Genomic DNA, 24,578 nt, shown 5'->3' with positions numbered 1-24,578 from the left:
GCTTCCTTGGTCAGTAGTTGGTGAGCAGGGTGTTGAGGACCCTGGCGCCGAACTTGAGCGAGTCCGCGGGAACGCGCTCATCGACGCCGTGGAACATGCCGGTGAAGTCGAGTTCATCCGGGAGCATCAGGGGTGCGAAGCCGTAGCCGGTGATGCCCAGCCTGCTGAGGGACTTGTTGTCCGTGCCACCGGACAGGGTGTAGGGCAGTACCTTGGCTCCGGGGTCTTCGGAGTGGAGGGCGTCGATCATCGCGTCCACAAGGTTCCCGGCGAAGGGCACCTCAAGGGAAACATCCTGGTGGACGTAGCTGACATCGACGCCGGTTCCGGCCAGTTCGCGGACGATCTCCAGGACCTGCTCCTGCTGGCCGGGCAGGGTCCGGCAGTCTATGAGGGCTTCTGCCGATTCTGGGATGACATTGTGCTTGTAGCCACCCTTGACCAGGGTGGGGTTGGTGGTGTTCTGGAGGGTGGCGCCCACGAAACGTGACACCGTGCCCAGCTGGTCAAGCAGGCGGTCCGGATTGTCGGCGTCGAACTCCACTCCCGTGAGTTCGGTCACGCCGTCAAGGAACTGGCGCGTGGTGGACGTCAGTTCGATGGGCCACTTGTACTCGCCGATGCGGGTGACGGCCGCGGCCAGGCGGGTGACGGCGTTGTCCGTGCTGATCTGGGAGCCGTGGCCGGCGCGGCCGTGCGCCACGAGGCGGAGCCAGGAGATGCCCTTTTCCGCCGTCTGCAGGAGGTAGGTGCGCTGGCCGCCTATAGTGGCGGAGAACCCGCCCACCTCCGAGATCGCTTCCGTGGCCCCCTCGAAGAGTTCGGGGCGCTTGTCCACAGCGTAGCGGGCGCCCAGGGCCCCGCCTGCTTCCTCATCGGCGAAGAAGGCGAAGATGATGTCCCGCTTGGGCTTCTTTCCTGTCCGGGCGAAGCTGCGCAGGACGGAAAGGATCATGGCGTCCATGTCCTTCATGTCGACGGCGCCGCGTCCCCAGATCAGCCCGTCCTTCAGTTCGGCACCGAACGGGTCCACAGACCACTGGTCGCGAAGGGCGGGGACGACGTCCAGGTGGCCGTGCACCACCAGGGCGCTGGCGGACGGATCCTCGCCCGCCAGGCGGGTCACCACGTTCGCCCTGCCCGGGGCGGACTCGAAGATTTCGGCGTCCAGGCCCACTTCCTCGATCAGCCCGGCGGCGTATTCAGCGGCCGCCCGCTCCCCCGGCCCGGATCCGTCCCCGTAGTTCGAGGTATCGATCCGGATGAGCTCCTGGCAGATCCGGACAACTTCATCCTCGGGCAGGACGTCAGGCATTGAGAGCTCCTCGTTAGCGAATGACTGGCTGGCACGGGCGGAAACCGCTGCCCTCAGCCTACCCATATGGCCCGATTCGTTGTTCCCGGAAAGTCGTGTTAGAGTTTTTCTCGCTGCTTCGGAGAGGCGCGAAACACCGGAAGGTGTGAACGGCTCCCGGAATACCACCTGCGCGGGTGGCGGAATGGCAGACGCGCTAGCTTGAGGTGCTAGTCCTCGAAAGGGGGTGGGGGTTCAAGTCCCCCTCCGCGCACAAAGGGAAGCCCCGGAAAATCACAGATTTTCCGGGGCTTTTTCGTGCCCTCACCCATACCCTCCCGGGCAGGATGTGTTGGATACGACATCGCCGCAGGTCCCCGTCCTCCGGGTGCGCGTTTCCGCTCTCGTGCCCGGGAGTAGCTGGAGACTGACCGCGGCACGGGCGCCAAAACACCGGATCCGCTCATGCCCCACCTAAGCTGGTCCAGTGGATCCGACTCCCTCCCCCAGCCCCGTCCAAGTCATAGTGGACACCGGTCCGGCTGAGTGGTGGCAGATTCTGGCGGCCCTGGGTCCGCTGGCCGTGCTGCTTGGTGCCCTGCTTGCCGCTTTCATCGGGTGGAACACCCTCCGGCAGCGGACCACGGCCGACGAGAAGGCCCTCGCGCAGAAACGGGAGGCTGACAATCGGGCAGAATGGTGGAAGCGTACGCAGTGGGCGATCGACAGCTCGATGTCCGACGAGCCTGACCGGGCGAAGCTGGGGCTTCGGGTGATGTCGGTGCTGGCCGAGAGCACCCTTGCGGGGCCGGAGGAACTGCAGATCATCACGTCCGCGTGGGTGGACCCGCTGGAAGTCGCCGAGCAAACCCGGGCGGAATTGCGTCAGCAGGCGCGTCCGGGCAGGGTGGACGACGGGCCGGAACCGGGCGACAATGAATCAACAACCAAGGATGAGGTGTAGGAGGCGATGAGCATGATGACCGCCCCGGAATCAGACCGCGACCATGACTCAAACGGCGCCGCGGTGAAAGAACCCAAGCATGCCGCTGGCTCCCCGAAACTCTCCCACCGGCCCGCGTCCTATGACCGCGGTGTGCAGATTGCGGCCGCTCAGTTGAGGCTCGTGACTGACCGCCGGCTCGGAAGAACCACTCCGGAGTGGATCAAGGAACTCGCCCGGGAAGAACCGCAGGCGTCATAACACGAACTTTCCACACGGAAGAGCCAGCTCCACCGCGAACGGGGGCTGGCTCTTCTTGTTGCGGAGTCTGCTACGTCAACATTTGAGCCGGCCAGGGCCGCCAGCAGCCTGTCCCCCATTCAAAACAGCTGTAGTGCCTCCTGCAACATCCGGTGGCCCTGGGACTCAAAGCGCTCGTCGCCGATCAGGTATGCCCAAACGGCCGTGCCCACAGCTTCACGCAGCAGGTCAATCCGCCAGACAACGTTGTGCCGGGGGTCGTCACCGTACCCGTCGATAAAAGCTGCTTCGAGGCCCGGGCAATGCTGCCACTGCTGGACCGCCAGCCTGCAAAAGTCAGTGGCTGCAGGACGGAAATCGAAGCGGCCGAAGTCTATTGCCCTGACCTCCGCTCCATCGCTGAGCCAGTTCCGGGGCTGCCAGTCCCCGTGCGTTGGCACCACTTCCCTGCAGCCCGGCCGGTACTCTGCAAGGCGCCGCCGGACTTCGCACTCCACCTCTGCTTCGATACGGTGTTCCCGGTCCAGCCAACTCAAGGCCTTAGCCGTGGCCGCCGGATCGTATTCCTCGTCAGCCCGCGAGTCCTGGCTATGTAGTGTCTTCAGGATCTTGCCGGCCTGTGCGTGCGTATCCCCGTCCAGTTCAAGTCCGGTGCCCCCGACCAGTTTCCCGTCCAGGTACTCAAGAACCAGAAGGTTCAGCTCCCGGCTGGAGTACAGCAGCCGCGCCACCCGGCCCTGGCTGACCAGGGGCCCGGTGTAGGAGGAGTGGGCCCTGATTTCCCGCCCAATATGGTGATTGTTTTGCGCTGCAGCTTTGACGATGACATCCGTATCGCCGTCGCGTACGTGTAGTACTTTGGTGTCCACCTGGCCCCATGACAGGTCAGCGATGAGCTCAGGCGAGCCGTGCCGGGAGCTGACCAATTCTGCCTGCTGCTGTGACAACCGCCCGCCATCCCATCGCCCCATGCGTCGGAGCCTACCAACATGTCGCCGGGAAGCGGAGGTGGTTGTTTTGAATAACCTGCGTGCCCACCATGGAAACGTGGACATGAAGCACAGCCGGCACGGACCTGCGTTTGCGCTGTGCCTGCTGAGCCTGCTTTGCGGCACTGCGGGGTGCGTCTATGACTACCCCGAACCCTTGGAGCCAACTGCTTCCGGACCGCCGGTTACGCCAACAGCTGGCAGCCCGTCCCAAACAGCCACCCTCGAGCCTTACAGCGATTCGCAGATCCTGGAGCAGGAGGCCCAAAATTACGCTGAGTTGTACCGGCTCCTTAGGGCATCGCCGGGTCCAGCCCTCCTCTTTGAGGTAGGGCCACTGGACGGACCTGTCAGGGGCTTCGGCGCGACGGCTGCGGTGCCTGCGTCCGGGCAGTACACCGTCACAGCAGCCTGCGTCGGCGCCTCCGGGGCGAAGGTCTCGGTAGGCCAGGAGCATCCAGGGGCCCCTTTTCGGCCGGTGGAACTCGCGCTGGACTGCACCGGAACCACGTCCGAAGTTATGACTCTTCAACAGGGGTCCGTGTTTGCTCATCTGGTGTTGCCCGGCCCGGGAGATACGCCTTGGACAGGGGCAGTGGGCGGCGTCCGTGTGACTGGGGCCGGTTGACGCGTTTAACGTTCCCTCTGTGCTTACTCCCCGGCGTCCTTGGACTCGGACCGGTATCGGTAGCCCGTCGCAGCGCAAAAATCATGATCAGATAACACCCGTCGAGCTGCCATTACGTGTCCGTAACCCTTGGTGCCCGAGCAGCTTTCAGTGGCACACCTGCTCCTACACTGAGCCATGGATACGATCACTGGTGTGGCCCTGATTATCGGGGCCGCCTTGGCCTGGATAGGCATGACGGTTTTCGTGATCCTGAGGCTGCGGCGCCGCCGGAATGGGTCGACGCTCGTGGCCTCCGCTCCCCGGTCTGCTGACAGCGGAAGCCTGCACTACAGGCCCTGGCGGCGCGTCCGTCCAGCGACGACGCAAATTTCCCCGCGGCGCCACCACAGACTGCGCCTGAAAAAAGTCCGGTGATGGCCCCTTCGCTCTCCGCCGCAAATCCCAACAGTTTGCTGGCAGCAAAAAGCCCGCCTCCAGGGAAGCGGGCTTCTTGCTGCTCAGGCCGGGGCTAATAGCCAACCGGCCGGTCGAAGCGCTGCCCGGCAGGGTTGGACGGCAGGATCGCCATGACGACCAGGGCCAGTGCGCCGAGGAATGGCACCAGGATCAGCAGGGCCAGCCAGCCGCTCAGGTTGGCATCATGCAGTCGGCGGACCAGCAAAGCGATGGACGGAACAATGACGGCCAGTCCCCATACGATCAAAAGGATGCTGCCCACGAGCGCTCCGGGGCCGGGAACCGGCGTGCCGTCGGCTGTCACCGTGGACCCGGCAGCGCCGGCCACGGAGGTGATGATGTTGAGGACGACGCCTACGGCAAAGGCAACAAGCGCCCACCACCAGTATTCGCTCCGGCTGGCCCGGCCGGAGAAGGTGGCGTACTTCTTGAAAAAGCGCCGGACGGCCAAGGGCAGCGTGGCCCCGTAGTAGGGCGCCCACAGCGGCGGCTCCCCGGCCGTGCCGGGCTGGTAGGACTGTTGGTGCTGGCTCGGGTATTGCGGATAGCTCATGGTTTCCCCCGGAAGTTGTTAAGTGATGAGACCAGCCCATCCTAGGACCACCCCGCGCCCAAATTCCTTTCGATGGATAAACTTCACCAAATATTTCCCCGGCTTTACCGCTGGCAAGTGCCGCCCGCCCGCGGCACCATGGGCAGATGAAGGAGATGACGACGACGGATGCCATTCCTGGCCACGTGGTCCTGCTGGGTGATTCCATCTTTGACAATGCCGCCTACGTTGACGGAGGCCCCGACGTCGTTAACCAGTTGAGGCAGGAACTGCCGTCCTGGCGGTGCTCGCTGTTGGCCCTCGACGGCGACACTATAGAGGGCGTCCACCGGCAGCTCCGGGCGCTGCCCGGGGACGCAACCCATCTCGTGGTCAGTGCCGGCGGGAACGATGCCCTTGGCTATGCCCCATTGCTGGAGGAGCAGGCCCCCTCGGTTGCAGGGGCGCTCGCAATGCTGGCACGGGCACGGGAAAGGTTCGCCGCGGAATACGACGCCATGTTCAAACAGTTGGCGGCAACCGGCCTGCCCTGCGCTGCCTGCACCATCTATGACACGCCCCCATCCGGACCAGACCATCCGGTCCTCAAGGCAGCTTTGTGCCTTTTCAATGATCCGATTACCAGGGTGGCCTTCTCCCGGCAGGCAACCCTGATTGACCTCCGCCTGATCTGCAGTGAAGACGGGGATTACGCGAACCCGATCGAACCCTCGTCACAGGGCGGGCTCAAGATCGCCAAGGCCGTGGCTGAGTTCGCGCGAATGCCGCAGCAAAGCGCGAACTCCGTTGTGGTGCTGGGGCGGCCGCAACAGCAGTACCCGCTGTTCTAATGGGGCCTTAATCTCCGCGGATGCCTGCCCCGTTTCCCCGGGTCTGCACCGGATACTGCCGGACGGTACTGAACCCGGCGGTGCTTTATGCGCTCCGCGCGCTTCTGCTGTCGGCGCGCCTTGCGCTCCGAACGGTCGATGGCCGAAAGGATGCTCAGCGTCACCGTGACCCACAGCAACGCTGCCAAAAACACCAAGCCAATTTCCATCTCAGTGCCCATGCTTAATTTTAGGCTGCCGGGCTCCCGCCGGCGGGGCTGCGGCGACAATTTATGAGCCGTCCCGCCGATCAGGGTAATCACCACCTAGAACAGGCCCAACTCCCGAACGGCAGCCAGAACGTCCGGGACCTTAATCGCCAGCAAAGCAGGGTCCGGCTCCGCTGAGAACGTGTCACCCCGCCGCAAATCCGCACGAGTCAGGACAATATGCGGGCCCGGTGGCGGCCCCCAGATTTCAGGCGGCGCGGGCCCGAACAGCACCACAGAGGGGGTGCCGTACGCCGAGGCCAGGTGCGCGGCCCCGGTATCCGCAGAGATCACCAGGCGTGCCGCGGCGATCGTCGCCGCGAACTCCCCCAGCGAAAGTTCACCGGCCAGCACAGCCCCGGGCGGGAGGCCGGCCCGGCGGCACACGTCCACGGCCCTGTCCTTCTCCCCGCTGCCCCCCGTAAAAACGACCTTGTGGCCAGCTTCCACGAGTATGGCGGCAACCGCAGCGAAACGCTCAGCCGGCCACAGCCGGCTGCCGTAGGCTGCCCCGACGTGCAGGACCGTGGCGCCGGGAACGGGGCTCGGGACGTGCGGCGGGTGCAGCCCTACATCCAACGGGTCCGCGTCGATGCCATGCCACTCCAAGAGCCGGACCCAGCGTTCCCGTTCATGCAGTTCCGCGCGCCACGGCGGGCCCTCCCGGTCCGGGCTTCGATGCCCGATGGTCCGCCGGGCCTTGAGCGCGTCGATCCGTCCCTGGCTTTCCGGGCCGCTTCCGTGCAGATTGACCGCGACATCCACCACTCCCGCTTCCATAGCAAGCGGCTCGTCAAGGCCGTGTGTGGGCAGCAGCTCGTAACCGCCCACCAGCCCCAAAGCTTCCGAAAGCCACCCCTGCGCCGCATACCGAAGCCTGTGTTCGGGATACGCCCGCCGGAGCGCCTTCAGCGCCGGGACAGCAACCAGGAGGTCACCCAGCTTCAGGGCACGCAGGACCAAAAGCTCCGGTTTTCCATCGAGGACGTCGCTGCCACGTTCAAGGTTCTGCCCCACGCTCACGCGCCCTGCCTGACTGCTGCCGTTGCCATCAGGCTCCGCACATCCTCGTACACATCACGCACCGGGACGCCTGCAACAATGGAGTCGTTGTGCACGCAGCGCGGGGCGGTCCAGCCTACCTGCGTGACATCAATGCCGCAGGTGGGGCACGTGGTCACCCAGGCGGCATGGATCCGGTGCAGGCTTCGGCCCAGTGCCCCAGCATTAATAACGTTTCCTGCCCAGAAGATCCCTACCGTGGGCACACCGAGGGCCTGGGCAAGGTGGCGCGGGCCGCTGTCATTTCCGACCACCACGGCGGCTTCCGCCATCAGGGACACTAACCCGGCCATGTCCAGTGCCCCGGCCACCGAGGTGACGGCTGCCGATGCCGCCTGTTCCGCAATCTGCTCCGCCAGTTCCTGCTCGCTCTTGTCCCCGACGATCACCACCCGGCAGCCGTCGGCTGCGCAGGCGCCGGCAAGTTCGGCGAACTGCCCAACCGGCCAACGACGGCGGGGATCAGTCGCGCCGGGATGGATCACCACGAGGGGCTGGCCGCCGTCGTCCGTTCCGTTATATTCGCCGCGCAACTTTGCGTGAGGTTCGAGGCGGGCCTCGAGGTCAACCGGGAACGCGCCGGCGAACCCCGCCACCTCCACCGCCCGCAGGGGTTCGTGCTGGTAGTAGAGGTATGGAACAGTCCGTTCCAGGCTGGCGGCGTCGGGCGTCCGGGTGCCCACCGTGTGACGGGCTCCGAGCCGGAGCAGGAAAGGGTTTGAATATCTGCCCCCGCCGTGCACCTGGACGGCGAGATCGAAGTGCCGGGCCCGCATGTCCGCAAAAAAAGCCTCCAGCGCTTCCGGGTCTTCATCACCGGGACGGACTCCCTCTGAATACGGGAGTATGCACACCTCGTCCACCGGACTTTTCACTGCCGTAAGCAGCGACTTATGGATTGGTGAGCCCAAAAGGGTCAAGGTGGCATCCGGATATGCCGCCTTTAGGGCGGCCATGGCCGGGATGGCGAAGATCAAGTCGCCCAAACCGCCGCCCCGCAACACAGCGATCCTGGACACGGAGTCGAACTTTTCCAGCACCGGGCCGACTCCTAGGCCAACCTGCCCGGCACCACCGAACTCTGCAGTGAGCTGCTCCACATACGCCCCTTCGCTTCGGGCGGAGACCGCGCCGCTTGCCGCGGGCCTCCGCTGCCTGCGCGGCCATGCTACCCGCCAGGTGTGATGGCCGCCTCCCCTGAACCCGTACCCAGGCGGGGGCAAATATACTCCGCTTATTGGGGAATAGCCGTCCGATGCTGTACGTTTCATACGCGACAGGCGAACCAAAGAAAAGAGAAGCACCCAAAGTGGCAACCGATTACGACGAACTGCGCTCCGACGTCAAGGAATCGCAGGACAACTCCCTCGAGCAGCTCCAGACAGCAAATGCTCCCGACGCGCGCAGCGTCGTCCTTGAGCTGGATGAAGCTGACGGGCTCGACGGCGCCGGCGTTCCCGGTGGCGAATTCGTCGCCGAGGAGCTCGTGGTACAGGTCATTCCGCAGGCTGACGACGAGTTCACCTGCTACTCCTGCTTCCTTGTCCGCCACCGGTCGCAGATTGCCCGCCAGAAGGATGGGCACAGCTACTGCACCGAGTGCGAGGGCTAGGAAGACAGGCCAGACGCGGCGCTGCGGATTAGTCCGTGGCCCCGCCGGCTCGAATGGCACGCTGCCCGGCAGCGTGCCATTCCGCTTTTAAGCCGGCGTCAAGGCAGCGTCCAGCAGCCGCTAGTACTGTAGGTGGCTATGGAATTGTGGCAAACCCTGGTCGAATCGCTCCGCCGTACGGAGGTTCCGGCCATTACCTTCCAGGAGCTCCTGCTGGTGCTGCTCGTGGCAACGGCGCTTTCCATTCCCCGGCGCTCCTGGCGGTACTTTGGCCTGCTGGCAACAGCGGTCCACGAGATGGGCCACGCCTTCGCCGCAGTCATCAGCGGGCAACGGCTGTCCGGCATCAGGCTTCGGCTCGACCATTCCGGAACCACCACCAGCTACAGCCGGAGCAGGGCCGCGGCGGCCTGGTCCTGCTTCTGGGGTTACCCCGTGCCCGCCATCGTCGGCGCCGGATTCGTGATCGCCGGTTTCAGCGGATGGGGACCGGCAGCGATTGCGGCCAGCATCCTTGTCCTGGCGGCATCCATGCTCTTCCTCCGGAACGTGGCGGGATTCCTTGTCACCGCCCTTGCCATTGCCTGTGCGCTGGCCCTCATCCTGCTGGTGCCGGACGCTTTCGTGGGCCATGTCGCCGTCGTCCTGGGCGTGGCCATGCTGGTGGCAGCCGTCAGGGACCTTTTCAAACTGGCAAACGTCCACCTCCGCCGCAGGGACCGGCTGGGGACGTCCGACGCCTACCTCCTGTACCGCGCCACCGCCGTGCCGTCCGCTGTATGGATTGCCCTGTTCGCCGTTCTTGTGGCCGTCTCCTGGTTGGCCGCCTGGCAGCCCATCTCCCTGATCCTTGCCCGGGGCGCCTAGGCTAGTGCCATGAGCCAGGAAACGGACAGCATCCAGCAGGCCGCCAGCGGCACGACGGCGGACCACAGCACCCGCGGCGCGTACGTGACCGGGGGTGCCGAATTCACCCGGGATACCAACTACATCGAGGACCGGATCACCCGGGACGCCAGGCCCGGGGACAACGGAGAGCCGGGCTGGCCGGTGGAAGCGGGGCGTTACCGCCTCATTGCAGCGCGGGCATGCCCCTGGGCCAACAGGACTGTGATCGTCCGGCGCTTGCTGGGCCTGGAGGACGCCATTTCCCTGGGACAGCCTGGCCCCACCCATGACGCACGTTCCTGGACGTTCGACCTCGACCCGGGCGGCGTGGATCCTGTCCTGGGGATCGAACGGCTCCAGGAAGCATATGTCAAGCGTTTCCCGGGATATCCCCGCGGCATCACGGTCCCCGTGATCGTGGACGTCGCGAGTGGAGAGGTGGTCACGAACAATTTCCCACAGATCACCCTCGATTTTTCCACTGAGTGGACCGAATTCCACCGGCCAGGGGCGCCAAGGCTCTACCCGCAAAATTTGCGCGAAGAGATCGACCAGGTCAATAAGAGGGTGTTCACCGAGGTGAACAACGGGGTCTACCGGTGTGGCTTTGCCGGGTCCCAGGAGGCCTACGACTCAGCCTATGAGCGTTTGTGGGCCGCCCTGGACTGGCTGGAGGACCGGTTGTCCCGCCAGCGCTACCTGGTGGGAGACACCATCACGGAAGCAGACGTCCGGCTTTTCACCACGCTGGCGCGCTTCGACGCCGTCTATCACGGCCACTTCAAATGCAACCGCCAGAAGCTCACCGAGATGCCGGCCCTCTGGGCTTACGCAAGGGATCTGTTCCAGACGCCTGGCTTCGGGGACACCACGGACTTCGTGCAGATCAAGCAGCACTATTACATCGTCCATGAAGACATCAACCCCACCGGGATCGTCCCTGCCGGCCCCGACCTTGGCGGCTGGCTCGAAAAGCACGGCCGCGAGGCGCTGGGCGGGCGGCCTTTCGGGGACGGGACTCCCCCGGGCCCCGTCAGGAAGGGTGAGGAAGTGGCAGCAGGACACGGAGCCGGCCACTAGAAGGAAAGCGTTTTCTGGATAGACTGTCCCGGTGCAGACACCCCACGGCTTCGTAGCGCCCGGTTTTGACAACGTCCTGGACCTGTTCGAGTCCTTCCTCGCCGAGAATCCCGGCTACAGCGCCCAAGTGGCTGCCTATCATCACGGGACACGCGTTGTAGACATCACGGGCGGCCCCGACATTAGCCCGGATACCCTCACCGGGGCGTACTCCTGTTCCAAAGGCGTGGCAGCGATGGTCGTGGCCCTGCTGGTACAGGACGGACTCCTTGACCTGGACAACACCGTGGCCAGCTACTGGCCCGAGTTCGCTGCACATGGCAAGGACCGGCTGCTGGTCCGCGAGGCCCTGTCCCACCAGGCGGGGCTGATGGGCCTTGAGGGAGGGTTCGGCCTGGACGAGTTCACCACGCCTGCTGCTGCGGCACGGCTGGCTGCGGCCAAACCCACCTGGCAGCCGGGACGCCAGTTCGGCTACCACGCCCTGACCATCGGGATCCTCATGGAGGAGCTCTGCCGGCGTGCGGCGGGCGAATCGCTGCAAAGCGTCTATGAGCGCCGGATCCGCAAGCCGGAGAACGTCGACTTCTTCCTGGGCCTGCCGGTAGACCTGGAACCGCGCTACCGTAACGTCCTCTACCAGGAACCGGCCGGGCAGCCCTGGCTCGATCCACTCAGTTTGGATGGCCTGAACAGCAACGCTCCGGTCAGCACCATCATGGAGCTCCCCAACATCCGCAGCGTCCGCGCGGCAGGAATGTCAGCAGCCGGCGGCGTAGGATCGGCCGAAGGCCTCGCCAGGCTCTATGCTGCCGCCACCACCGGCGCGGAGGGCGAATCGCCGTTCCTCACTTCCGAAACAATTGACCTGATGGCGGAGGAACAGGTGTGGGGGCTCGATCGGTCCTCAGGGCTGGACAACGCCTTCGCCGTCGTCTTCATGAAGCCGCACCCCTCCCGGAACTTCGGCAGCCACCGCGCTTTCGGCCATGAAGGGGCCAGCGCCGCGTTGGGTTTTGCCGACCCGGCCTACTCCTTGTCCTTCGGCTACATCCCCCGCCGGCAGGAGGACGGACGCACCCCTGGAAAGGCCCACCGGCTCGCTGCAGAGGTACGCCGTTCGGCGGCTGCATTGTCCTAGGAGTACCTCGGCAGCCCACTTTTCGCGTGCTTTTCCCGGCCTGACCAGCGGCTTTGGACGCTCCCGGAATGCGCCATAGTGTGGAACGGATGGGTAATACTCAAGTACGGCAGCAAGTCCGGTGGGCCAGGGGAACCCGTCTTCTGAAGCAGTCGTTGGAAGGACTGTCGGCGGCATTCGCCGCCCAGCGGCTTCAACTGGCGGCGAAGGCCGCCGTTGCGGCCGGACTGGCTTTCGCCATCGCGCCGTTCATGCCGGGAGCCGCCGCCAACTATCCCTACTACGCACCGCTGGGCGCTTTGGTGGCGATGTACCACAACGTTGCCGGCTCCGTAAGGCAGGGCCTGCAGGCCCTGGTCGGGCTCGCCCTGGGCATCGGCATCGCCATCGTCCTGGTCACCATCACCGACCCGTCCCCGCTCGCCGTCGCAGCGCTAATGGGGATTGGTGTGCTGCTGGGTGGACTCCCCCGCATCGGGTCAGGCAGCGATTGGATTCCGACGGCGGCCCTGCTGGTCCTGCTGGTGGGCGGTAGCAATGCGGACGACTTTTCGTTCGGCTACCTGCTCCAGATGGGCGTGGGCGTTTCGGTGGGCATCGCCGTGAACTTCCTGCTTTGGCCGCCGCTGCACTTCAAGGCAGCAGCAGCCAGCCTGGACGATCTCCGGCGTGCCCTCGGCCGGCAACTGACCGATATGGGAACGGCCTTGAAGGAGGAGTGGCCTCCGGAGCATGAAGACTGGTCCCGCCGATCGGACGAACTTGCGGAGGCTGCCCGTTCCGTCCGGCACCTGGTCAACGAAGCGGACGCAAGCCGCCGGGCGAATCCCCGCCGGAAACGCCACCCGCGGGACGTGGACCTTGACTACCGGACCCTTCGTGAGCTTGAACGCGTGACTTTCTACATCCAGGACATGACCGATGTGCTCTCGGACGTGATCTGGGTCAGCGACGTGCCTTACGCGGTGCCGGTGCAGGACAGCGGCCCGCTTGCTGATGCCTTGACGGCGACCGGTGAGCTGCTGCACTCGTACAGCGACAGCGATGAGCCGACGCAGTGCGAGCGGTTCCAGGCAGCGAGGGATGCGGTGGAGGCCAGTATGGCCGCCACCGCATCCCGGAAAACAACGGGCGGCACGGTTCCGGCGTCGGAATCGATCCTGCTGAGCCTCCACCGCATCCTGCGGGCCGTCCGGCCAGCCGACTAAAGCGCGCTGACGGAACCGCTGAAATGGCGTCGGCCGGACCGGGGGTTCCAGGCGACAAAGCCCGAACGCCGCCAGGCCCCCGAATCGGTCTGCTCGCTTCCGATCTCCAGGGCCACCCTGCACGGGAGGAACACCGGCGCGTCGAAATCGACCTCCCAGGTGAAGGAATCGCCGCGGACGGAACCGACGTCGGCGAGCGCCCGTGAGGCCAGGTACATGCCATGGGCGATGGAACGCCGCATACCCAGGGCTTTCGCCGACAGGACGCTGAGGTGGATCGGGTTGAAGTCGCCGGACACGGCGGCGTACGCCCGTCCTGCGTCCACACCCAGTTGCCACAGCGCGGTCGGATCCGGCGCCTTGAAGTCGCCCTTCGGCGGTGCCGCCGAGGGCTTATCGACTCCGGGCAGGAACACCCCCTTGGCCAAATATGTGGAGGTTCCCCGCCAGGAGATGTCCTCTTTTCCTGCGAGGCGCACCTCCGCGACGACGTCCACTTGCGTACCTGCGCGGTGACCCCGGAGGTTCTCCACCCTGGCCGTGATGTCCAAGGCGTCCGTGAACAGGACGGGCGAGCGCTGTTCCACGCTGTTGTGCAGGTGGATCATGCCCAGCAGGGGCAGCGGGAAGTCATCCCTGTTCATCACGCTCATGGCCACCGGGAAGGACAGGGCGTGGATGAACCCGGCGGGCAGGACGTCACTGGCCGTCTCTCCCAGCAGGTGCTGGTAGGCGGTCAGGTTGGCCACATCCACGGTCACGCCACGGACTTCATGGCTCTCCGACGGAAGGGCCGCCTGGTCGTGGGTCCCCAGCAGCCGGCGCCTGGCCGCTTGGGCGGCCGCGTTGACATACAGCTTTGACAGCGACGGCATGTCGCCGAGGATGACCGGCTGCGCGGGCGTCATGCCCCCACCATGTTCTGCCCGCAGACCCGCAACACCTCACCGTTGATGCCCCCGGCGGCGTCACTGGCGAGGAACGCTATGGTTTCGGCGACGTCGGACGGCTTGCCGCCCTGCTGCAGGGAGTTGGCCCGGCGCGCCACTTCCCGCAGGGCGAACGGAATCCGGTCGGTCATTTCGGTCTCGATGAACCCCGGCGCGACGGCGTTAATGGTGCCACCGGCAGTCACCAGCAGTGGTGCCGTTGCGCGGACCATCCCCATCACTCCCCCCTTGGACGCGGCGTAGTTGGTTTGCCCCCGGTTGCCGGCAATGCCGCTGGTGGAGGCAACAGAAACAATACGTGGTGCCGGCCCGAACTGTTCAGATGCGAGCAGTGCCTCGTTGATCCGCAACTGGGCGGAGATGTTGATGTTGATCACCGAACTCCAGCGCCCGTGGTCCATGTTGGCCAGCAGCTTGTCCCGGGTGATGCCTGCGTTATGGACCATGATGTCCAGCCGCCCATGCCGCTGCACGGCATGTTCCAGGATCTTCTGGCCGGCGTCTTCCCGGGTGATATCCAGCTGGAGGGCGGTCCCCTTCACCGCATTGGCCACAGCAGCCAAAGAGTCTCCTGCCGAGGGCAGGTCCACCAGCACCAGCGTTGCGCCGTCGCGGTGCAGCGTGCGGGCAATCTGGGCGCCAATACCCCTGGCGGCCCCGGTTACCACGGCCACCTTGCATGCCAGCGGCCTCTCGACGTCGTCCGGAAGGCTTCCGGCGGCGCTGGATACGGTCAGGAACTGGCCGTCCACATAGGCCGAACGGCCGGAAAGGAAGAACCGCAGCGCAGCCAGAACAGAAGGACTGGCTGCCTCCACTCCCCCGGCGAGGAGGATACCGTTCCCGGTGGCACCGGCACGGAGCTCCTTTGCCAGGGAGCGGAGGAACCCGTCGACGCCCTGCCGGGCAGCGGCCGCCGCCGGCGTGTCTGCCTCCCGGGACGGGCGCGAAACGGTCACCACGCGGGCAGAGGGGCCGAGGTCCCGGAGGGAGCCCGCTGCGGCAAGGACCGGCTTCTCAAGATCCTGGGGATGTGCCACCTCGTCCAAGACCAGAATGATGGCGCCAAGCTTTTCCCGCGGTACGGCATGCCGCCGGACATCGAGGTCCCATGACAAAAGTTCTGCGGCCAGTTTGTCGGCCGCTGCCGATTCACCCAGGACTACAACAGGTCCGGTAACCAGCGGTTGCCCGGGTTCATACCTGCGCAGGACTGCCGGCTGCGGCAGTCCCAGCTTCCTGGCCACATTCTTGCCGAGCCCCTGGTTCACCAGCTGGGCGTACTTGTCCGTCATCAGGTTCCCCCTACAGCGATTCGAGAAGAGCGACGACGCCCTGTCCACCGGCCGCGCAAACAGAGACCAGTCCCCGGGCCGGGCGGCCGTCGACGCTGCCCTTTTCGTGCAGCTGTTTGGCGAGTGAGGCCACAATCCTGCCTCCGGTAGCGGCGAAGGGGTGCCCGGCTGCCAGCGACGATCCGTTGACATTGAGGCGTGCCCGGTCGATCTTGCCGTATGCCCCGTCCAGGCCGAGCCGGGTCCGGCCAAATTCCTCGTCCTCCCAGGCGGCAAGCGTGCTGAGAACAGTGGCGGCGAACGCCTCATGGATCTCGAAGTAGTCGATGTCCGCCAGGGTGAGGTTGTGCCGGGCCAGCAGCCGGGGCACAGCGAAGACCGGCGCCATTAGCAGCCCGTCCTTGCCGTGCACAAAGTCCACCGCAGCGGCCTCGGCGTCCACCACCGCGGCGAGCTTGGGAAGGTCACGGGCGTCGGCCCACTCGTCCGAGGCCAGCAGGACGGTGGAGGCGCCGTCGGTCAGAGGGGTGGAGTTGCCGGCCGTCATGGTCGCATCGGAGCCCAGGCTCCTGCCGAATACCGGCTTCAGGGACGCCAGCTTTTCCCTCGAGGTATCAGCCCGGAGGTTGCCGTCCCGCGTGAGCCCGCGGTATGGCGTGATGAGGTCGTCGAAGAATCCCGAGTCGTATGCCGCGGCAAGGTTCCGGTGGCTGTTCAGGGCCACCTCGTCCTGCGCCTCACGGGAGATCTTCCACTGCGCCGTGGTGAGCGCCTGGTGTTCCCCCATTGAAAGGCCCGTCCGCGGTTCAGCGGTACCCGGCGCCAGCGGGGCCAGGTCCTTGGGCCGAAGGCGGCTGAGGATCTGCAGCCGCTGGGGAAGGGTCTTGGCGCGGTTAAGGTCCAGGATCACTTCCCGGAGCCCCTCGCTCACCACCACCGGCGCATCGGAGGCGGAGTCCACGCCGCCGGCAATTGCCGAGTCGAGCTGTCCCAGCTTGATCTTGTTCGAAAGCCCCACCACGGTTTCCAGTCCCGTGGCGCAGGCCTGCTGCAGGTCATAGGCCGGTGTCTCCGGGGACAGGGCCGAACCCAGGACTGCCTCGCGGGTGAGGTTGAAGTCCCTGGAGTGCTTCAGAACCGCACCGGCCGCCACCTCGCCCAGCCGTTCATCCTGGAGCCCGAACCGTGCGATTAGGCCGTCAAGGGCCGCCGTCAGCATGTCCTGGTTGGAGGACTTGGCGTAGGCGGCACCGGCACGGGCAAACGGAATCCTGTTTCCTCCCACAACCACCGCCCTGCGGAGGGCGGGGGTTGAACCGGCTGCGGGGCCGTTGATGGACTGTCCGTCATTGGACATGGCTGTCTCCTCTGGTCACAAGCAATTACCGATACCCAGCGTACCTGATACGCTGAGTATCGTGAATATTTCAGAACCCTTCCCTGACGCGTCACCTGCCGGGGCAACCGCCGACGGCAGATCGTCACGCTGGCAGACCCACCGGGAGGAGCGGCGGCGCGAACTGATCAAGCAGGCGCGGCGCGCGGTCCACGCGCTGGGCAGCGACGCCTCCATGGAAGACATCGCCGCGGCTGCTGGAACATCCAAGTCGGTTTTCTACCGCTACTTCGGAGACAAGGCCGGCCTGCAGCAGGCCGTGGGTGAGGTAGTCCTCGACCAGATGCAGCGCCGCATCCGGGAGGCTGCCCAGAGCGCACTGACGCCTCGGGAGGGGTTGCTGGCGATGGTGGCGGCCTACTTGCAGATGGCCGACACGAGCCCGAATGTCTATACCTTCGTAACCCGTTCCGCTGCCGCGGAGTCTGCCGACGCTGCCCCGGGAGGGCCGGTGTCCGGCGCCTTGGGACACTTCTTTGACGCCGTGGCGGAGATGATCGCAACGCCCATGCGCTCGCATCTGGGCGACGGCAAGGAATCCGTTATCGGTTACTGGCCCAAGGCAGCCATCGGCCTGGTCCGCAATGCGGGCGAACAGTGGCTGAGCACGCCTGATTCCCCCGCAAAGCCGGGCCAGGAAGCCATGGCACGGCAGATCACCGCCTGGCTGTGCGTTGGCATTGCCCCCGAACTGACCCCTTCAAGCACCACCAAACCGCCTGTCAGCACCAGCAAAGGATATTGACATGACCGAAGTAGTGGACCGCCCCGCCGGCAAGGGCCACAAGCCTGCCACCACGGCCCACCCCGTAACCGACCACGCCCAGCCTGCGGTCAACGTTGACGCGCTGGGCAAGCAGCTCCTCGGCAAGTGGGCGGCCGTCCGCCTGCAGTCAAGGGACCTGGCAGGGCGCCCCGAACTCTACAAGATCGAGGGGCTTCCGTTTACGGAGCACCGCGAACGGGTGTCCGGGCAGCTGCAGTACCTTGTGGATAACAGCGCCGTCCACCGCGCCTTCCCCTCCGCATTGGGCGGCTCGGACGACCACGGCGGCAACATCGCCGGGTTCGAGGAACTTGTCGTGGCCGACCCGTCCCTGCAGATCAAGGCAGGTGTGCAGTGGGGACTCTTTGGTTCGGCCGTCATGCACCTGGGCACGGAAGAACACCACGCCAAATGGCTTCCCGGCATCATGAGCCTGGAAATCCCTGGCTGCTTCGCCATGACCGAAACCGGCCACGGCTCCGATGTGGCCAGCATTGCCACCACCGCCACCTACCACCCGGAAACCGAAGAGTTTGTGGTGCACACTCCCTTCCGCGCCGCATGGAAGGACTACATCGGAAACGCCGCCATCGACGGGCTGGGAGCAGTGGTGTTTGCCCAGCTCATCACCCGGGGGGTCAACCATGGCGTCCACGCTTTCTACGTCGACCTTCGCGATCCCCGGACGAGGGAATTCCTTCCGGGCATAGGCGGTGAGGATGACGGCGTCAAGGGCGGGCTCAACGGCATCGACAACGGCCGGCTGCACTTCACGAACGTCCGCATCCCCCGGGCCAACCTCCTGAACCGCTACGGTGACGTGGCCGCCGACGGCACCTACTCGTCCCCCATCGCGAGCCCGGGCCGCCGTTTCTTCACCATGCTCGGCACCCTGGTCCAGGGGCGGGTTTCCCTGGACGGGGCGGCAGTGGCTGCCTCCAAGGTAGCCCTCAAGGCAGCCGTCCACTACGCCGCCGAGCGCCGCCAGTTCAACGCGTCCAGCCACACGGACGAAGAAGTCCTGCTCGACTACCAGCGCCACCAGCGGCGGCTGTTCACCCGGCTCGCCACCACATACGCCGCCGGTTTCGCCCACGAACAGCTCCTGCAGAAGTTCGACGACGTCTTCTCCGGCGCCACCGACACAGACGCGGACCGCCAGGACCTGGAAACCCTCGCCGCGGCACTGAAACCGCTCAGCACCTGGCACGCCCTGGATACGCTGCAGGAATGCCGGGAAGCCTGCGGCGGCGCCGGCTTCCTGATCGAGAACCGGTTCGCATCGCTCCGGGCGGACCTGGACGTCTATGCCACTTTCGAGGGGGACAACACCGTCCTGCTGCAACTGGTGGCCAAACGCCTACTGGCCGACTACGCGAAGGAATTCCGCAGCGTGGACTTCGGCGTCCTGGCCCGCTACGTGGTGGGCCAGGCCACCGGCGCTGCCATCCACCGCACAGGGCTGCGGCAGGTGGCCCAGTTCATGGCGGACACGGGTTCGGTGCAGAAGGCGGCGATTGCCCTGCGTGACGAGGAAGGCCAGCGCGCCCTCCTCACCGACCGGGTACAGACCATGGTGGCCGAGGCGGCCGCGGCGCTGAAAGGCAGCAACAGGCTCTCGCAGGAACAGGGCGCCGCTCTGTTCAACCGGCATCAGAACGAGCTGATCGACGCAGCGCAGGCCCATGCCGAGCTGCTGCAGTGGGAGGCCTTCACGGAGGCGCTCCGCGACGTCACCGATCCCGGCACGAAAACAGTGCTGACCTGGCTTCGGGACCTCTTCGGACTCAGCCTGATCGAAAAGAACCTGTCGTGGTACCTCATGAACGGCCGCCTCTCCATGCAGCGCGGCCGTACCGTGGGTGAATACATCAACCGGCTGCTGGTGAAGATCCGCCCGCACGCCCTGGACCTGGTTGATGCTTTCGGCTACGGCGACGAGCACGTCCGGGCAGCCATTGCCACCGGCGCCGAGAAGACCCGCCAGGACGAAGCCCGGGCGCACTTCCGGACCCAGCGGGCCAGCGGCAAGGCACCTGTCGACGAAAAGGTGCTGCTGGCCAGGACCGCGGCCGGGCGCCACAGCTGACCCAGGCCCGGCTGCTGACTGAGGACATGACGACGGCGCCGCCTCCCCGCGAGGGAAGCGGCGCCGTCGTCGTTCTGTTGTAAGGAACGGTCAGCGTGCCGCGGGCAGCACCGAGCGGTACACCTCAAGCGTGGTTTCGGTGATGGACTCCCAGGAGAAGTGCTTCTCGGCGCGGAGCCGGCCCGCCTGTCCCATGGCGCGGGCGCGTTCGGGGTCCGACACCACCTCGGTCAGGGCCGCGGCGAACTCGCTGACGAACTTGTCCGGGTCCAGCGGCGTGCCGGTGCCGTCCGTGACCTGCTCCAGGTCCACCAGCAGGCCGGTCTGGCCGTGCTCGACTACTTCGGGGATGCCGCCCGTGGCGCTGGCAACGACGGCGGCGCCGCAGGCCATCGCCTCGAGGTTCACGATGCCCAGCGGCTCGTAGATGGAGGGGCAGGCGAAGGCGGTGGCGTGGCTGAGCACCTGGATCAGTTCATGCCGGGGCAGCATACGTTCGATCAGCACAACGCCGGTCCGCTGGCTCTGCAGGTCCTCGATCAGCCGGGCGGTCTCGGCGGCCAGTTCCGGGGTGTCTGCCGCGCCGAGGCACAGGACCAACTGGACGTCATCGGGCAGCTTCGCTGCGGCCCGGAGGAGGTAGGGCACACCCTTCTGGCGGGTGTTCCTGCCCACAAACACGACGCTCGGCTTGGCGGGGTCGATGCCCAGGGTACGGACGGCGTCGTCGTTTTCGTCCCGGTTCCACAGCTCGACGTCGATGCCGTTGTGCACCACGCGGACCTTGGCCGGATCCACGCTTGGGTAGCTGCGCAGGATGTCCTGGCGCATGCCTTCGGACACCGCGATGATTGCCGCTGCTGCCTCGTAAGCGGTCTTCTCGACCCAGGATGAGAGCGCGTACCCGCCGCCGAGTTGCTCGGCCTTCCACGGACGCAGCGGCTCCAGGCTGTGGGCGCTCAGGACGTGCGGGATGCCGTGGAGCAGCGAGGCCAGGTGGCCTGCCATGTTGGCGTACCAGGTGTGCGAATGGACCAGGTCCGCGCCCTCGACGTCCGGAACGATCCGCAGGTCCACGCCGAGCGTCTGGACGGCGGCATTGGCCGAGCCCAGATCCTCCGGCACGGAGTAGGACGTCACATGGGCGCCATGGTAATCGGCGTCGCGGGGAGCCCCAAAAGCACGAACCTGCAGGTCAACGTGCTTACTAAGCACCCTGCTCAATTCGGCCACATGCACCCCGGCGCCGCCGTAGATCTCCGGCGGGAACTCTTTAGTCACAATGTCTATTCGCACAAGACCCAAGGTAGTCCTTCACGCATAACTGTTCTAGTGTGAAGGAGTCCGGGCATGCCGGACTGTTTGGGGAGATACGAAGGCGTACAGGAGCGACCACTATGCCGTTGAACAAAAAAGTCCTGGCCATTGTCCTCGCAGGCGGCGAGGGAAACAGACTGATGCCACTGACGGCAGACCGCGCGAAACCGGCAGTGCCCTTCGCGGGCAGCTACCGCCTTATCGACTTTGCCCTGTCCAACCTGGTGAATTCCCGCTACCTGCAGATCGTCGTCCTGACCCAGTACAAGTCGCATAGCCTGGACCGACATATCTCCGAGACCTGGCGGATGTCCACGCAGCTGGGCAACTACGTTGCCTCGGTGCCGGCGCAGCAGCGCGTTGGCAAGAGCTGGTTCCTGGGCAGCGCCAACGCCATTTACCAGTCCCTGAACCTCATCCACGACGCCAACCCGGACATTGTGGTGGTGGTCGGCGCCGACCACGTGTACCGCATGGACTTCGCCCAGATGGTGGCGCAGCACGTCAGCAGCGGTGCCAAGGCGACCGTGGCCGCCGTCCGCCAGCCCCTCAACATGGCCAACCAGTTCGGCGTCATCGAGGTGGACCAGAACGATCCCCAGAAGATTGCCGCGTTTGTGGAGAAGCCCGCCTCCACGCCCGGCCTGGCAGCCGATCCCACCCAGTTCCTCGCCTCCATGGGCAACTACGTATTCGACGCCGACGCCCTGGTGGACGCCCTGCACGTGGACGCCGAGCGGCTGGACACCAAGCACGACATGGGCGGGGACATCATCCCCTACTTCGTCAACCAGGGCGAGGCCGGCGTCTACGACTTCACGCTCAACGAGATTCCCGGATCCACCGAGCGGGACCGCACCTACTGGCGTGACGTTGGAACGATCGACTCCTTCTACGACGCGCACATGGACCTGATCTCCCCGCTGCCGGTCTTCAACCTCTACAACTCCGAATGGCCCATCTACACCCGGCAGAGCATCTCCCCGCCGGCCAAGTTCGTCCGCGGCCAGAACAACACCGTGGGCACGGCGCTGGACTCCATCGTCTCCAGCGGCGTGGTCATCTCGGGTGGCGTGGTGGAGGGTTCTGTCCTGTCCAACGACGTCTACGTGGCAACCAGCAGCCGCGTCATCGACTCCGTCCTGATGGACAAGGTGCAGGTGGGTGCGGGCTCCGTCATCAACAGGGCCATCATCGACAAGAACGTCAAGGTTCCCGCCGGGGCAGCCATCGGACTCGACGCCGACCTGGACCGGGCGCGCGGCTACAAGGTCACCGAATCCGGCATCACCGTCCTCGCCAAAGGCCAGAAAGTTCCCGAGCCCGGGGAAGAGGAGAGGCAGCTGGCAGCCAGGAACCTGCACCTCGTCCCCAACGCGGTCAAGGCCGCCGCGGCACAGTACCCGGATGTCCGGGAGTCCGTGGACAAGGTGGCCCAGACCCACGCCGCTGCCGCGGCTGACGCCGGACCCCGGGCCCGGCTCTCCTAGCTGCTAACTGGCTTTTCCACGGTGGGCGGCACCCGTTGGGGTGCCGCCGGCCGCGTTTAAGCTGCCGCTCCGGGCTGTAAAATTAGCTCAATGAGCTCCCCCGACCTGACCCCTGAGGAAATCCAGGCCTGCCTCAAGGTCCTGAACACCATCCACGCCTATGACGAGGAGCACCCGGACTACGTCTCGGTGCGCCGCGCCACCGGGAAGATGTTCAAGGCCGTCAAGCGGCACCGCCGGGTCACCAAGCGGGACCTCATCGCCGAAGCCGACCGCGCCGTCCTCGCCCAGACGGCAACCGCCGCGCCAGACAGGATCGACGACGAAACACGCGGCAACAAGCTCGCTCCCTCCGCCACCGGGAAAGTGGCCGGGCACCTCATCCGGTCCCGGCCGTGCTACATCTGCAAGCAGCACTACACACAGGTGGACGCCTTCTACCACCAGCTGTGCCCGGAGTGCGCTGCCTTCAGCCACAGCAAGCGCGACGCCCGGACTGACCTGACCGGCCGCCGTGCTCTGCTCACCGGAGGCCGGGCAAAGATCGGGATGTACATTGCGCTGCGGCTTCTGCGCGACGGCGCCCACACCACCATCACCACGCGTTTCCCCAAGGATGCCGCCCGCCGCTTCGCTGCCATGGAGGACAGCGGTGACTGGCTGCACCGGCTCCGCATCGTGGGCATCGACCTCCGGGACCCCGCACAGGTTATGGCCCTTACCGACTCCCTCAACGAGGCAGGTCCGCTGGACATCATCATCAACAACGCGGCGCAAACCGTCCGGCGCTCCGGCAATGCCTACAAGCCGCTGGTGGATGCCGAGGACGAGCCCCTCCCCGCCGCGCTGGAGCGGGCCAACGGCGGTCCGGAGCTGCTGACGTTCGGCCACGCGCACGACAAACACCCTTTGGCACTGGCCGGCAGCGTCACGGAGCATCCCGTCCTGGCCGGTGATGCCATCACGTCACTGGCGCTGTCCACGGGCTCGGCTTCACTGGAACGCATTGCGTCCGGGACGGCAATCGACGCCGGCGGACTGGTGCCGGACCTCGCCACGATCAACAGCTGGACCCAGGTGGTGGACGAGGTGGACCCGCTGGAGATGCTGGAAGTGCAGCTCTGCAACGTCACGGCCCCGTTCCTGCTGGTCAGCCGGCTGCGGGAAGCCATGAAACGGTCCACCGCCCGGCGCAAGTACATCGTCAACGTCTCCGCCATGGAGGGGCAGTTCTCGCGCGCCTACAAGGGCCCGGGCCACCCGCACACCAACATGGCCAAAGCCGCGCTGAACATGATGACGCGGACCAGTGCGCAGGAAATGCTGGAGACGGACGGGATCCTGATGACCGCCGTGGATACCGGGTGGATCACCGACGAACGCCCGCACTACACCAAGGTCCGGCTCATGGAGGAAGGCTTCCACGCCCCGCTGGACCTGGTGGACGGCGCCGCCCGGGTCTACGATCCCATCGTCATGGGTGAGGCCGGAGAGGACCAGTACGGCGTGTTCCTGAAGGACTACAAACCCAGCCCCTGGTAGCGGTAAGCTCGCGGCATGAACGCCGAGCCAGCCTCCACTGAACAGCCGGCGTCCGCCGTGCAGAACCTCGAACACCATGAATGCTGGGCCATGCTCCGGACGGTATCCGTCGGCAGGCTCGCTATTGTGGCTGACGGGCGCCCGGACATCTTCCCCATCAACTACGCCGTGGACGGCGGCACGGTGGTGTTCCGAACCGGCGAAGGCACCAAGTTGTCCGGTGCCTCGGGCGACTCTGCCGTTGCGCTTGAGGCCGACGGCGTGGATCCCTCGACGGGCATGGCGTGGAGCGTGGTGGTCAAGGGCACCTCTGCAGTGGTCAGGGGCACCGAGGACGTCCTGGACACCGCCCGGCTGTACCTCTTTCCCTGGCAGGCCGGGCACAAGGACGCCTTCGTCCGGATCACGCCGGACAGCGTGACCGGCCGCCGGTTCAAGGTGACCGAACCCCTGACGTGGTGGACCCAGCACAGCAGCGCTGCAAAGTCCTCGCCGGAATAATCCGGCCAGGGACCCTGAGCCGGGCCCCGGGCGTGG

The 24,578-nt window shown here is 65.8% G+C and carries 22 protein-coding genes and 1 tRNA gene; 14 read left to right on the top strand and 9 right to left on the bottom strand.

What is annotated here, in order from left to right:
* Positions 1-10: 10 nt before the first annotated feature.
* On the bottom strand, positions 11-1,315 hold the full coding sequence (locus AC5RU7_RS11570; RefSeq protein ID WP_494052336.1) for a M20/M25/M40 family metallo-hydrolase: 1,305 nt from the start codon (positions 1,313-1,315) through the stop codon (positions 11-13).
* Between the two features lie 170 nt (positions 1,316-1,485).
* Between AC5RU7_RS11570 and AC5RU7_RS11565 the strand changes: the two genes are divergently transcribed.
* From AC5RU7_RS11565 to AC5RU7_RS11555, 3 genes are all read left to right on the top strand, one after another.
* Positions 1,486-1,568: transfer RNA gene (locus AC5RU7_RS11565), tRNA-Leu, on the top strand.
* 213 nt (positions 1,569-1,781) lie between these two features.
* Positions 1,782-2,258 (top strand): hypothetical protein, encoded by a 477-nt coding sequence (locus AC5RU7_RS11560; protein WP_494009165.1) that lies wholly within the window; start codon positions 1,782-1,784, stop codon positions 2,256-2,258.
* Positions 2,259-2,264: 6 nt separating this feature from the next.
* Positions 2,265-2,498, top strand: a complete 234-nt coding sequence (locus AC5RU7_RS11555) for a hypothetical protein (protein WP_494009164.1) — start codon at positions 2,265-2,267, stop codon at positions 2,496-2,498.
* Positions 2,499-2,617: 119 nt separating this feature from the next.
* Here the strand turns inward: AC5RU7_RS11555 and AC5RU7_RS11550 are convergent, their stop codons facing one another.
* A complete protein-coding gene (locus AC5RU7_RS11550; RefSeq protein WP_494052335.1) occupies positions 2,618-3,469 on the bottom strand; it encodes a phosphotransferase family protein in 852 nt (283 codons plus the stop codon).
* A 1,157-nt stretch (positions 3,470-4,626) separates the two neighbouring features.
* Positions 4,627-5,127 (bottom strand): DUF805 domain-containing protein, encoded by a 501-nt coding sequence (locus AC5RU7_RS11545; RefSeq protein ID WP_494052334.1) that lies wholly within the window; start codon positions 5,125-5,127, stop codon positions 4,627-4,629.
* 146 nt (positions 5,128-5,273) lie between these two features.
* On the opposite strand from AC5RU7_RS11545, the gene AC5RU7_RS11540 reads away from it, so the two are divergent.
* The gene (locus AC5RU7_RS11540) at positions 5,274-5,957 is read left to right on the top strand and encodes an SGNH/GDSL hydrolase family protein (RefSeq protein ID WP_494052333.1); all 684 of its coding nucleotides are present in this window, start codon (positions 5,274-5,276) and stop codon (positions 5,955-5,957) included.
* Between the two features lie 305 nt (positions 5,958-6,262).
* Here the strand turns inward: AC5RU7_RS11540 and AC5RU7_RS11535 are convergent, their stop codons facing one another.
* Together AC5RU7_RS11535 and AC5RU7_RS11530 are read right to left on the bottom strand one after the other, a co-directional pair.
* Complete coding sequence (locus tag AC5RU7_RS11535; protein ID WP_494052332.1) at positions 6,263-7,222, bottom strand: glycosyltransferase family 9 protein; 960 nt, start codon at positions 7,220-7,222, stop codon at positions 6,263-6,265.
* A 2-nt stretch (positions 7,223-7,224) separates the two neighbouring features.
* Entirely contained in the window at positions 7,225-8,367 is a 1,143-nt protein-coding gene (locus tag AC5RU7_RS11530) for a glycosyltransferase family 9 protein (RefSeq protein ID WP_494052331.1), read from the bottom strand.
* A gap of 209 nt (positions 8,368-8,576) precedes the next feature.
* Here AC5RU7_RS11530 and AC5RU7_RS11525 point away from each other — a divergent pair, with 209 nt between their 5' ends.
* The 5 genes from AC5RU7_RS11525 to AC5RU7_RS11505 all read left to right on the top strand — a co-directional run bounded on the left by AC5RU7_RS11525 (position 8,577) and on the right by AC5RU7_RS11505 (position 13,196).
* Entirely contained in the window at positions 8,577-8,879 is a 303-nt protein-coding gene (locus tag AC5RU7_RS11525) for a DUF4193 domain-containing protein (RefSeq protein WP_494052330.1), read from the top strand.
* Positions 8,880-9,017: 138 nt separating this feature from the next.
* Complete coding sequence (locus AC5RU7_RS11520; protein ID WP_494052329.1) at positions 9,018-9,746, top strand: M50 family metallopeptidase; 729 nt, start codon at positions 9,018-9,020, stop codon at positions 9,744-9,746.
* Positions 9,747-9,755: 9 nt separating this feature from the next.
* Positions 9,756-10,847 (top strand): glutathione S-transferase family protein, encoded by a 1,092-nt coding sequence (locus AC5RU7_RS11515; protein ID WP_494052328.1) that lies wholly within the window; start codon positions 9,756-9,758, stop codon positions 10,845-10,847.
* A 31-nt stretch (positions 10,848-10,878) separates the two neighbouring features.
* Positions 10,879-11,988 (top strand): serine hydrolase domain-containing protein, encoded by a 1,110-nt coding sequence (locus AC5RU7_RS11510; protein ID WP_494052327.1) that lies wholly within the window; start codon positions 10,879-10,881, stop codon positions 11,986-11,988.
* Positions 11,989-12,143: 155 nt separating this feature from the next.
* A complete protein-coding gene (locus tag AC5RU7_RS11505) occupies positions 12,144-13,196 on the top strand; it encodes an FUSC family protein (RefSeq protein ID WP_494052326.1) in 1,053 nt (350 codons plus the stop codon).
* Here AC5RU7_RS11505 and AC5RU7_RS11500 read toward each other — a convergent pair.
* The 3 genes from AC5RU7_RS11500 to AC5RU7_RS11490 are packed head-to-tail and all read right to left on the bottom strand — an operon-like array spanning position 13,193 to position 16,798.
* Positions 13,193-14,104 (bottom strand): MaoC/PaaZ C-terminal domain-containing protein, encoded by a 912-nt coding sequence (locus AC5RU7_RS11500; RefSeq protein ID WP_494052325.1) that lies wholly within the window; start codon positions 14,102-14,104, stop codon positions 13,193-13,195. The genes AC5RU7_RS11505 and AC5RU7_RS11500 overlap by 4 nt on opposite strands.
* On the bottom strand, positions 14,101-15,441 hold the full coding sequence (locus AC5RU7_RS11495; RefSeq protein WP_494052324.1) for a 3-oxoacyl-ACP reductase: 1,341 nt from the start codon (positions 15,439-15,441) through the stop codon (positions 14,101-14,103). The genes AC5RU7_RS11500 and AC5RU7_RS11495 overlap by 4 nt, the downstream gene beginning before the upstream one ends.
* A 10-nt stretch (positions 15,442-15,451) precedes the next feature.
* Entirely contained in the window at positions 15,452-16,798 is a 1,347-nt protein-coding gene (locus AC5RU7_RS11490; RefSeq protein ID WP_494052323.1) for an acetyl-CoA C-acetyltransferase, read from the bottom strand.
* Here AC5RU7_RS11490 and AC5RU7_RS11485 point away from each other — a divergent pair.
* Positions 16,797-17,582, top strand: a complete 786-nt coding sequence (locus AC5RU7_RS11485; protein ID WP_494052322.1) for a TetR family transcriptional regulator — start codon at positions 16,797-16,799, stop codon at positions 17,580-17,582. The genes AC5RU7_RS11490 and AC5RU7_RS11485 overlap by 2 nt on opposite strands.
* Before the next feature lies 1 nt (position 17,583).
* Positions 17,584-19,692 carry an acyl-CoA dehydrogenase family protein gene (locus AC5RU7_RS11480; RefSeq protein WP_494052321.1) on the top strand — a complete coding sequence of 703 codons (2,109 nt, stop codon included), beginning with the start codon at positions 17,584-17,586 and terminating at the stop codon, positions 19,690-19,692.
* Between the two features lie 90 nt (positions 19,693-19,782).
* Here the strand turns inward: AC5RU7_RS11480 and glgA are convergent, their stop codons facing one another.
* Positions 19,783-20,988: a glycogen synthase gene (glgA, locus tag AC5RU7_RS11475; RefSeq protein WP_494052320.1), complete on the bottom strand. Its 1,206-nt coding sequence runs from the start codon at positions 20,986-20,988 to the stop codon at positions 19,783-19,785.
* A gap of 101 nt (positions 20,989-21,089) precedes the next feature.
* Between glgA and glgC the strand changes: the two genes are divergently transcribed.
* From glgC to AC5RU7_RS11460, 3 genes are all read left to right on the top strand, one after another.
* Entirely contained in the window at positions 21,090-22,499 is a 1,410-nt protein-coding gene (gene glgC / locus AC5RU7_RS11470; protein WP_494009148.1) for a glucose-1-phosphate adenylyltransferase, read from the top strand.
* Positions 22,500-22,589: 90 nt separating this feature from the next.
* On the top strand, positions 22,590-24,041 hold the full coding sequence (locus tag AC5RU7_RS11465; RefSeq protein WP_494052319.1) for an SDR family NAD(P)-dependent oxidoreductase: 1,452 nt from the start codon (positions 22,590-22,592) through the stop codon (positions 24,039-24,041).
* A gap of 15 nt (positions 24,042-24,056) precedes the next feature.
* Positions 24,057-24,542: a pyridoxamine 5'-phosphate oxidase family protein gene (locus AC5RU7_RS11460; protein WP_494052318.1), complete on the top strand. Its 486-nt coding sequence runs from the start codon at positions 24,057-24,059 to the stop codon at positions 24,540-24,542.
* The last annotated feature ends 36 nt before the right edge of the window (positions 24,543-24,578 follow it).

It is taken from the genome of Arthrobacter sp. K410C (assembly GCF_059090105.1).
Note: the sequence above shows the minus strand (reverse complement) of the source record. Positions and strands in the feature narration are given on the sequence as shown.

Excerpts from the sequence above, each read along its gene's own strand:
- AC5RU7_RS11570 (WP_494052336.1), bottom strand. The coding sequence starts at position 1,315 with ATGCCTGACGTCCTGCCCGAGGATGAAGTTGTCCGGATCTGCCAGGAG.
- AC5RU7_RS11555 (WP_494009164.1), top strand. The coding sequence starts at position 2,265 with ATGAGCATGATGACCGCCCCGGAATCAGACCGCGACCATGACTCAAAC.
- AC5RU7_RS11550 (WP_494052335.1), bottom strand. The coding sequence starts at position 3,469 with ATGGGGCGATGGGATGGCGGGCGGTTGTCACAGCAGCAGGCAGAATTG.
- AC5RU7_RS11545 (WP_494052334.1), bottom strand. The coding sequence starts at position 5,127 with ATGAGCTATCCGCAATACCCGAGCCAGCACCAACAGTCCTACCAGCCC.
- AC5RU7_RS11540 (WP_494052333.1), top strand. The coding sequence starts at position 5,274 with ATGAAGGAGATGACGACGACGGATGCCATTCCTGGCCACGTGGTCCTG.
- AC5RU7_RS11520 (WP_494052329.1), top strand. The coding sequence starts at position 9,018 with ATGGAATTGTGGCAAACCCTGGTCGAATCGCTCCGCCGTACGGAGGTT.
- AC5RU7_RS11515 (WP_494052328.1), top strand. The coding sequence starts at position 9,756 with ATGAGCCAGGAAACGGACAGCATCCAGCAGGCCGCCAGCGGCACGACG.
- AC5RU7_RS11500 (WP_494052325.1), bottom strand. The coding sequence starts at position 14,104 with ATGACGCCCGCGCAGCCGGTCATCCTCGGCGACATGCCGTCGCTGTCA.
- AC5RU7_RS11495 (WP_494052324.1), bottom strand. The coding sequence starts at position 15,441 with ATGACGGACAAGTACGCCCAGCTGGTGAACCAGGGGCTCGGCAAGAAT.
- AC5RU7_RS11485 (WP_494052322.1), top strand. The coding sequence starts at position 16,797 with ATGGCTGTCTCCTCTGGTCACAAGCAATTACCGATACCCAGCGTACCT.
- AC5RU7_RS11490 (WP_494052323.1), bottom strand. The coding sequence starts at position 16,798 with ATGTCCAATGACGGACAGTCCATCAACGGCCCCGCAGCCGGTTCAACC.
- AC5RU7_RS11480 (WP_494052321.1), top strand. The coding sequence starts at position 17,584 with ATGACCGAAGTAGTGGACCGCCCCGCCGGCAAGGGCCACAAGCCTGCC.
- glgC (WP_494009148.1), top strand. The coding sequence starts at position 21,090 with ATGCCGTTGAACAAAAAAGTCCTGGCCATTGTCCTCGCAGGCGGCGAG.
- AC5RU7_RS11465 (WP_494052319.1), top strand. The coding sequence starts at position 22,590 with ATGAGCTCCCCCGACCTGACCCCTGAGGAAATCCAGGCCTGCCTCAAG.
- AC5RU7_RS11460 (WP_494052318.1), top strand. The coding sequence starts at position 24,057 with ATGAACGCCGAGCCAGCCTCCACTGAACAGCCGGCGTCCGCCGTGCAG.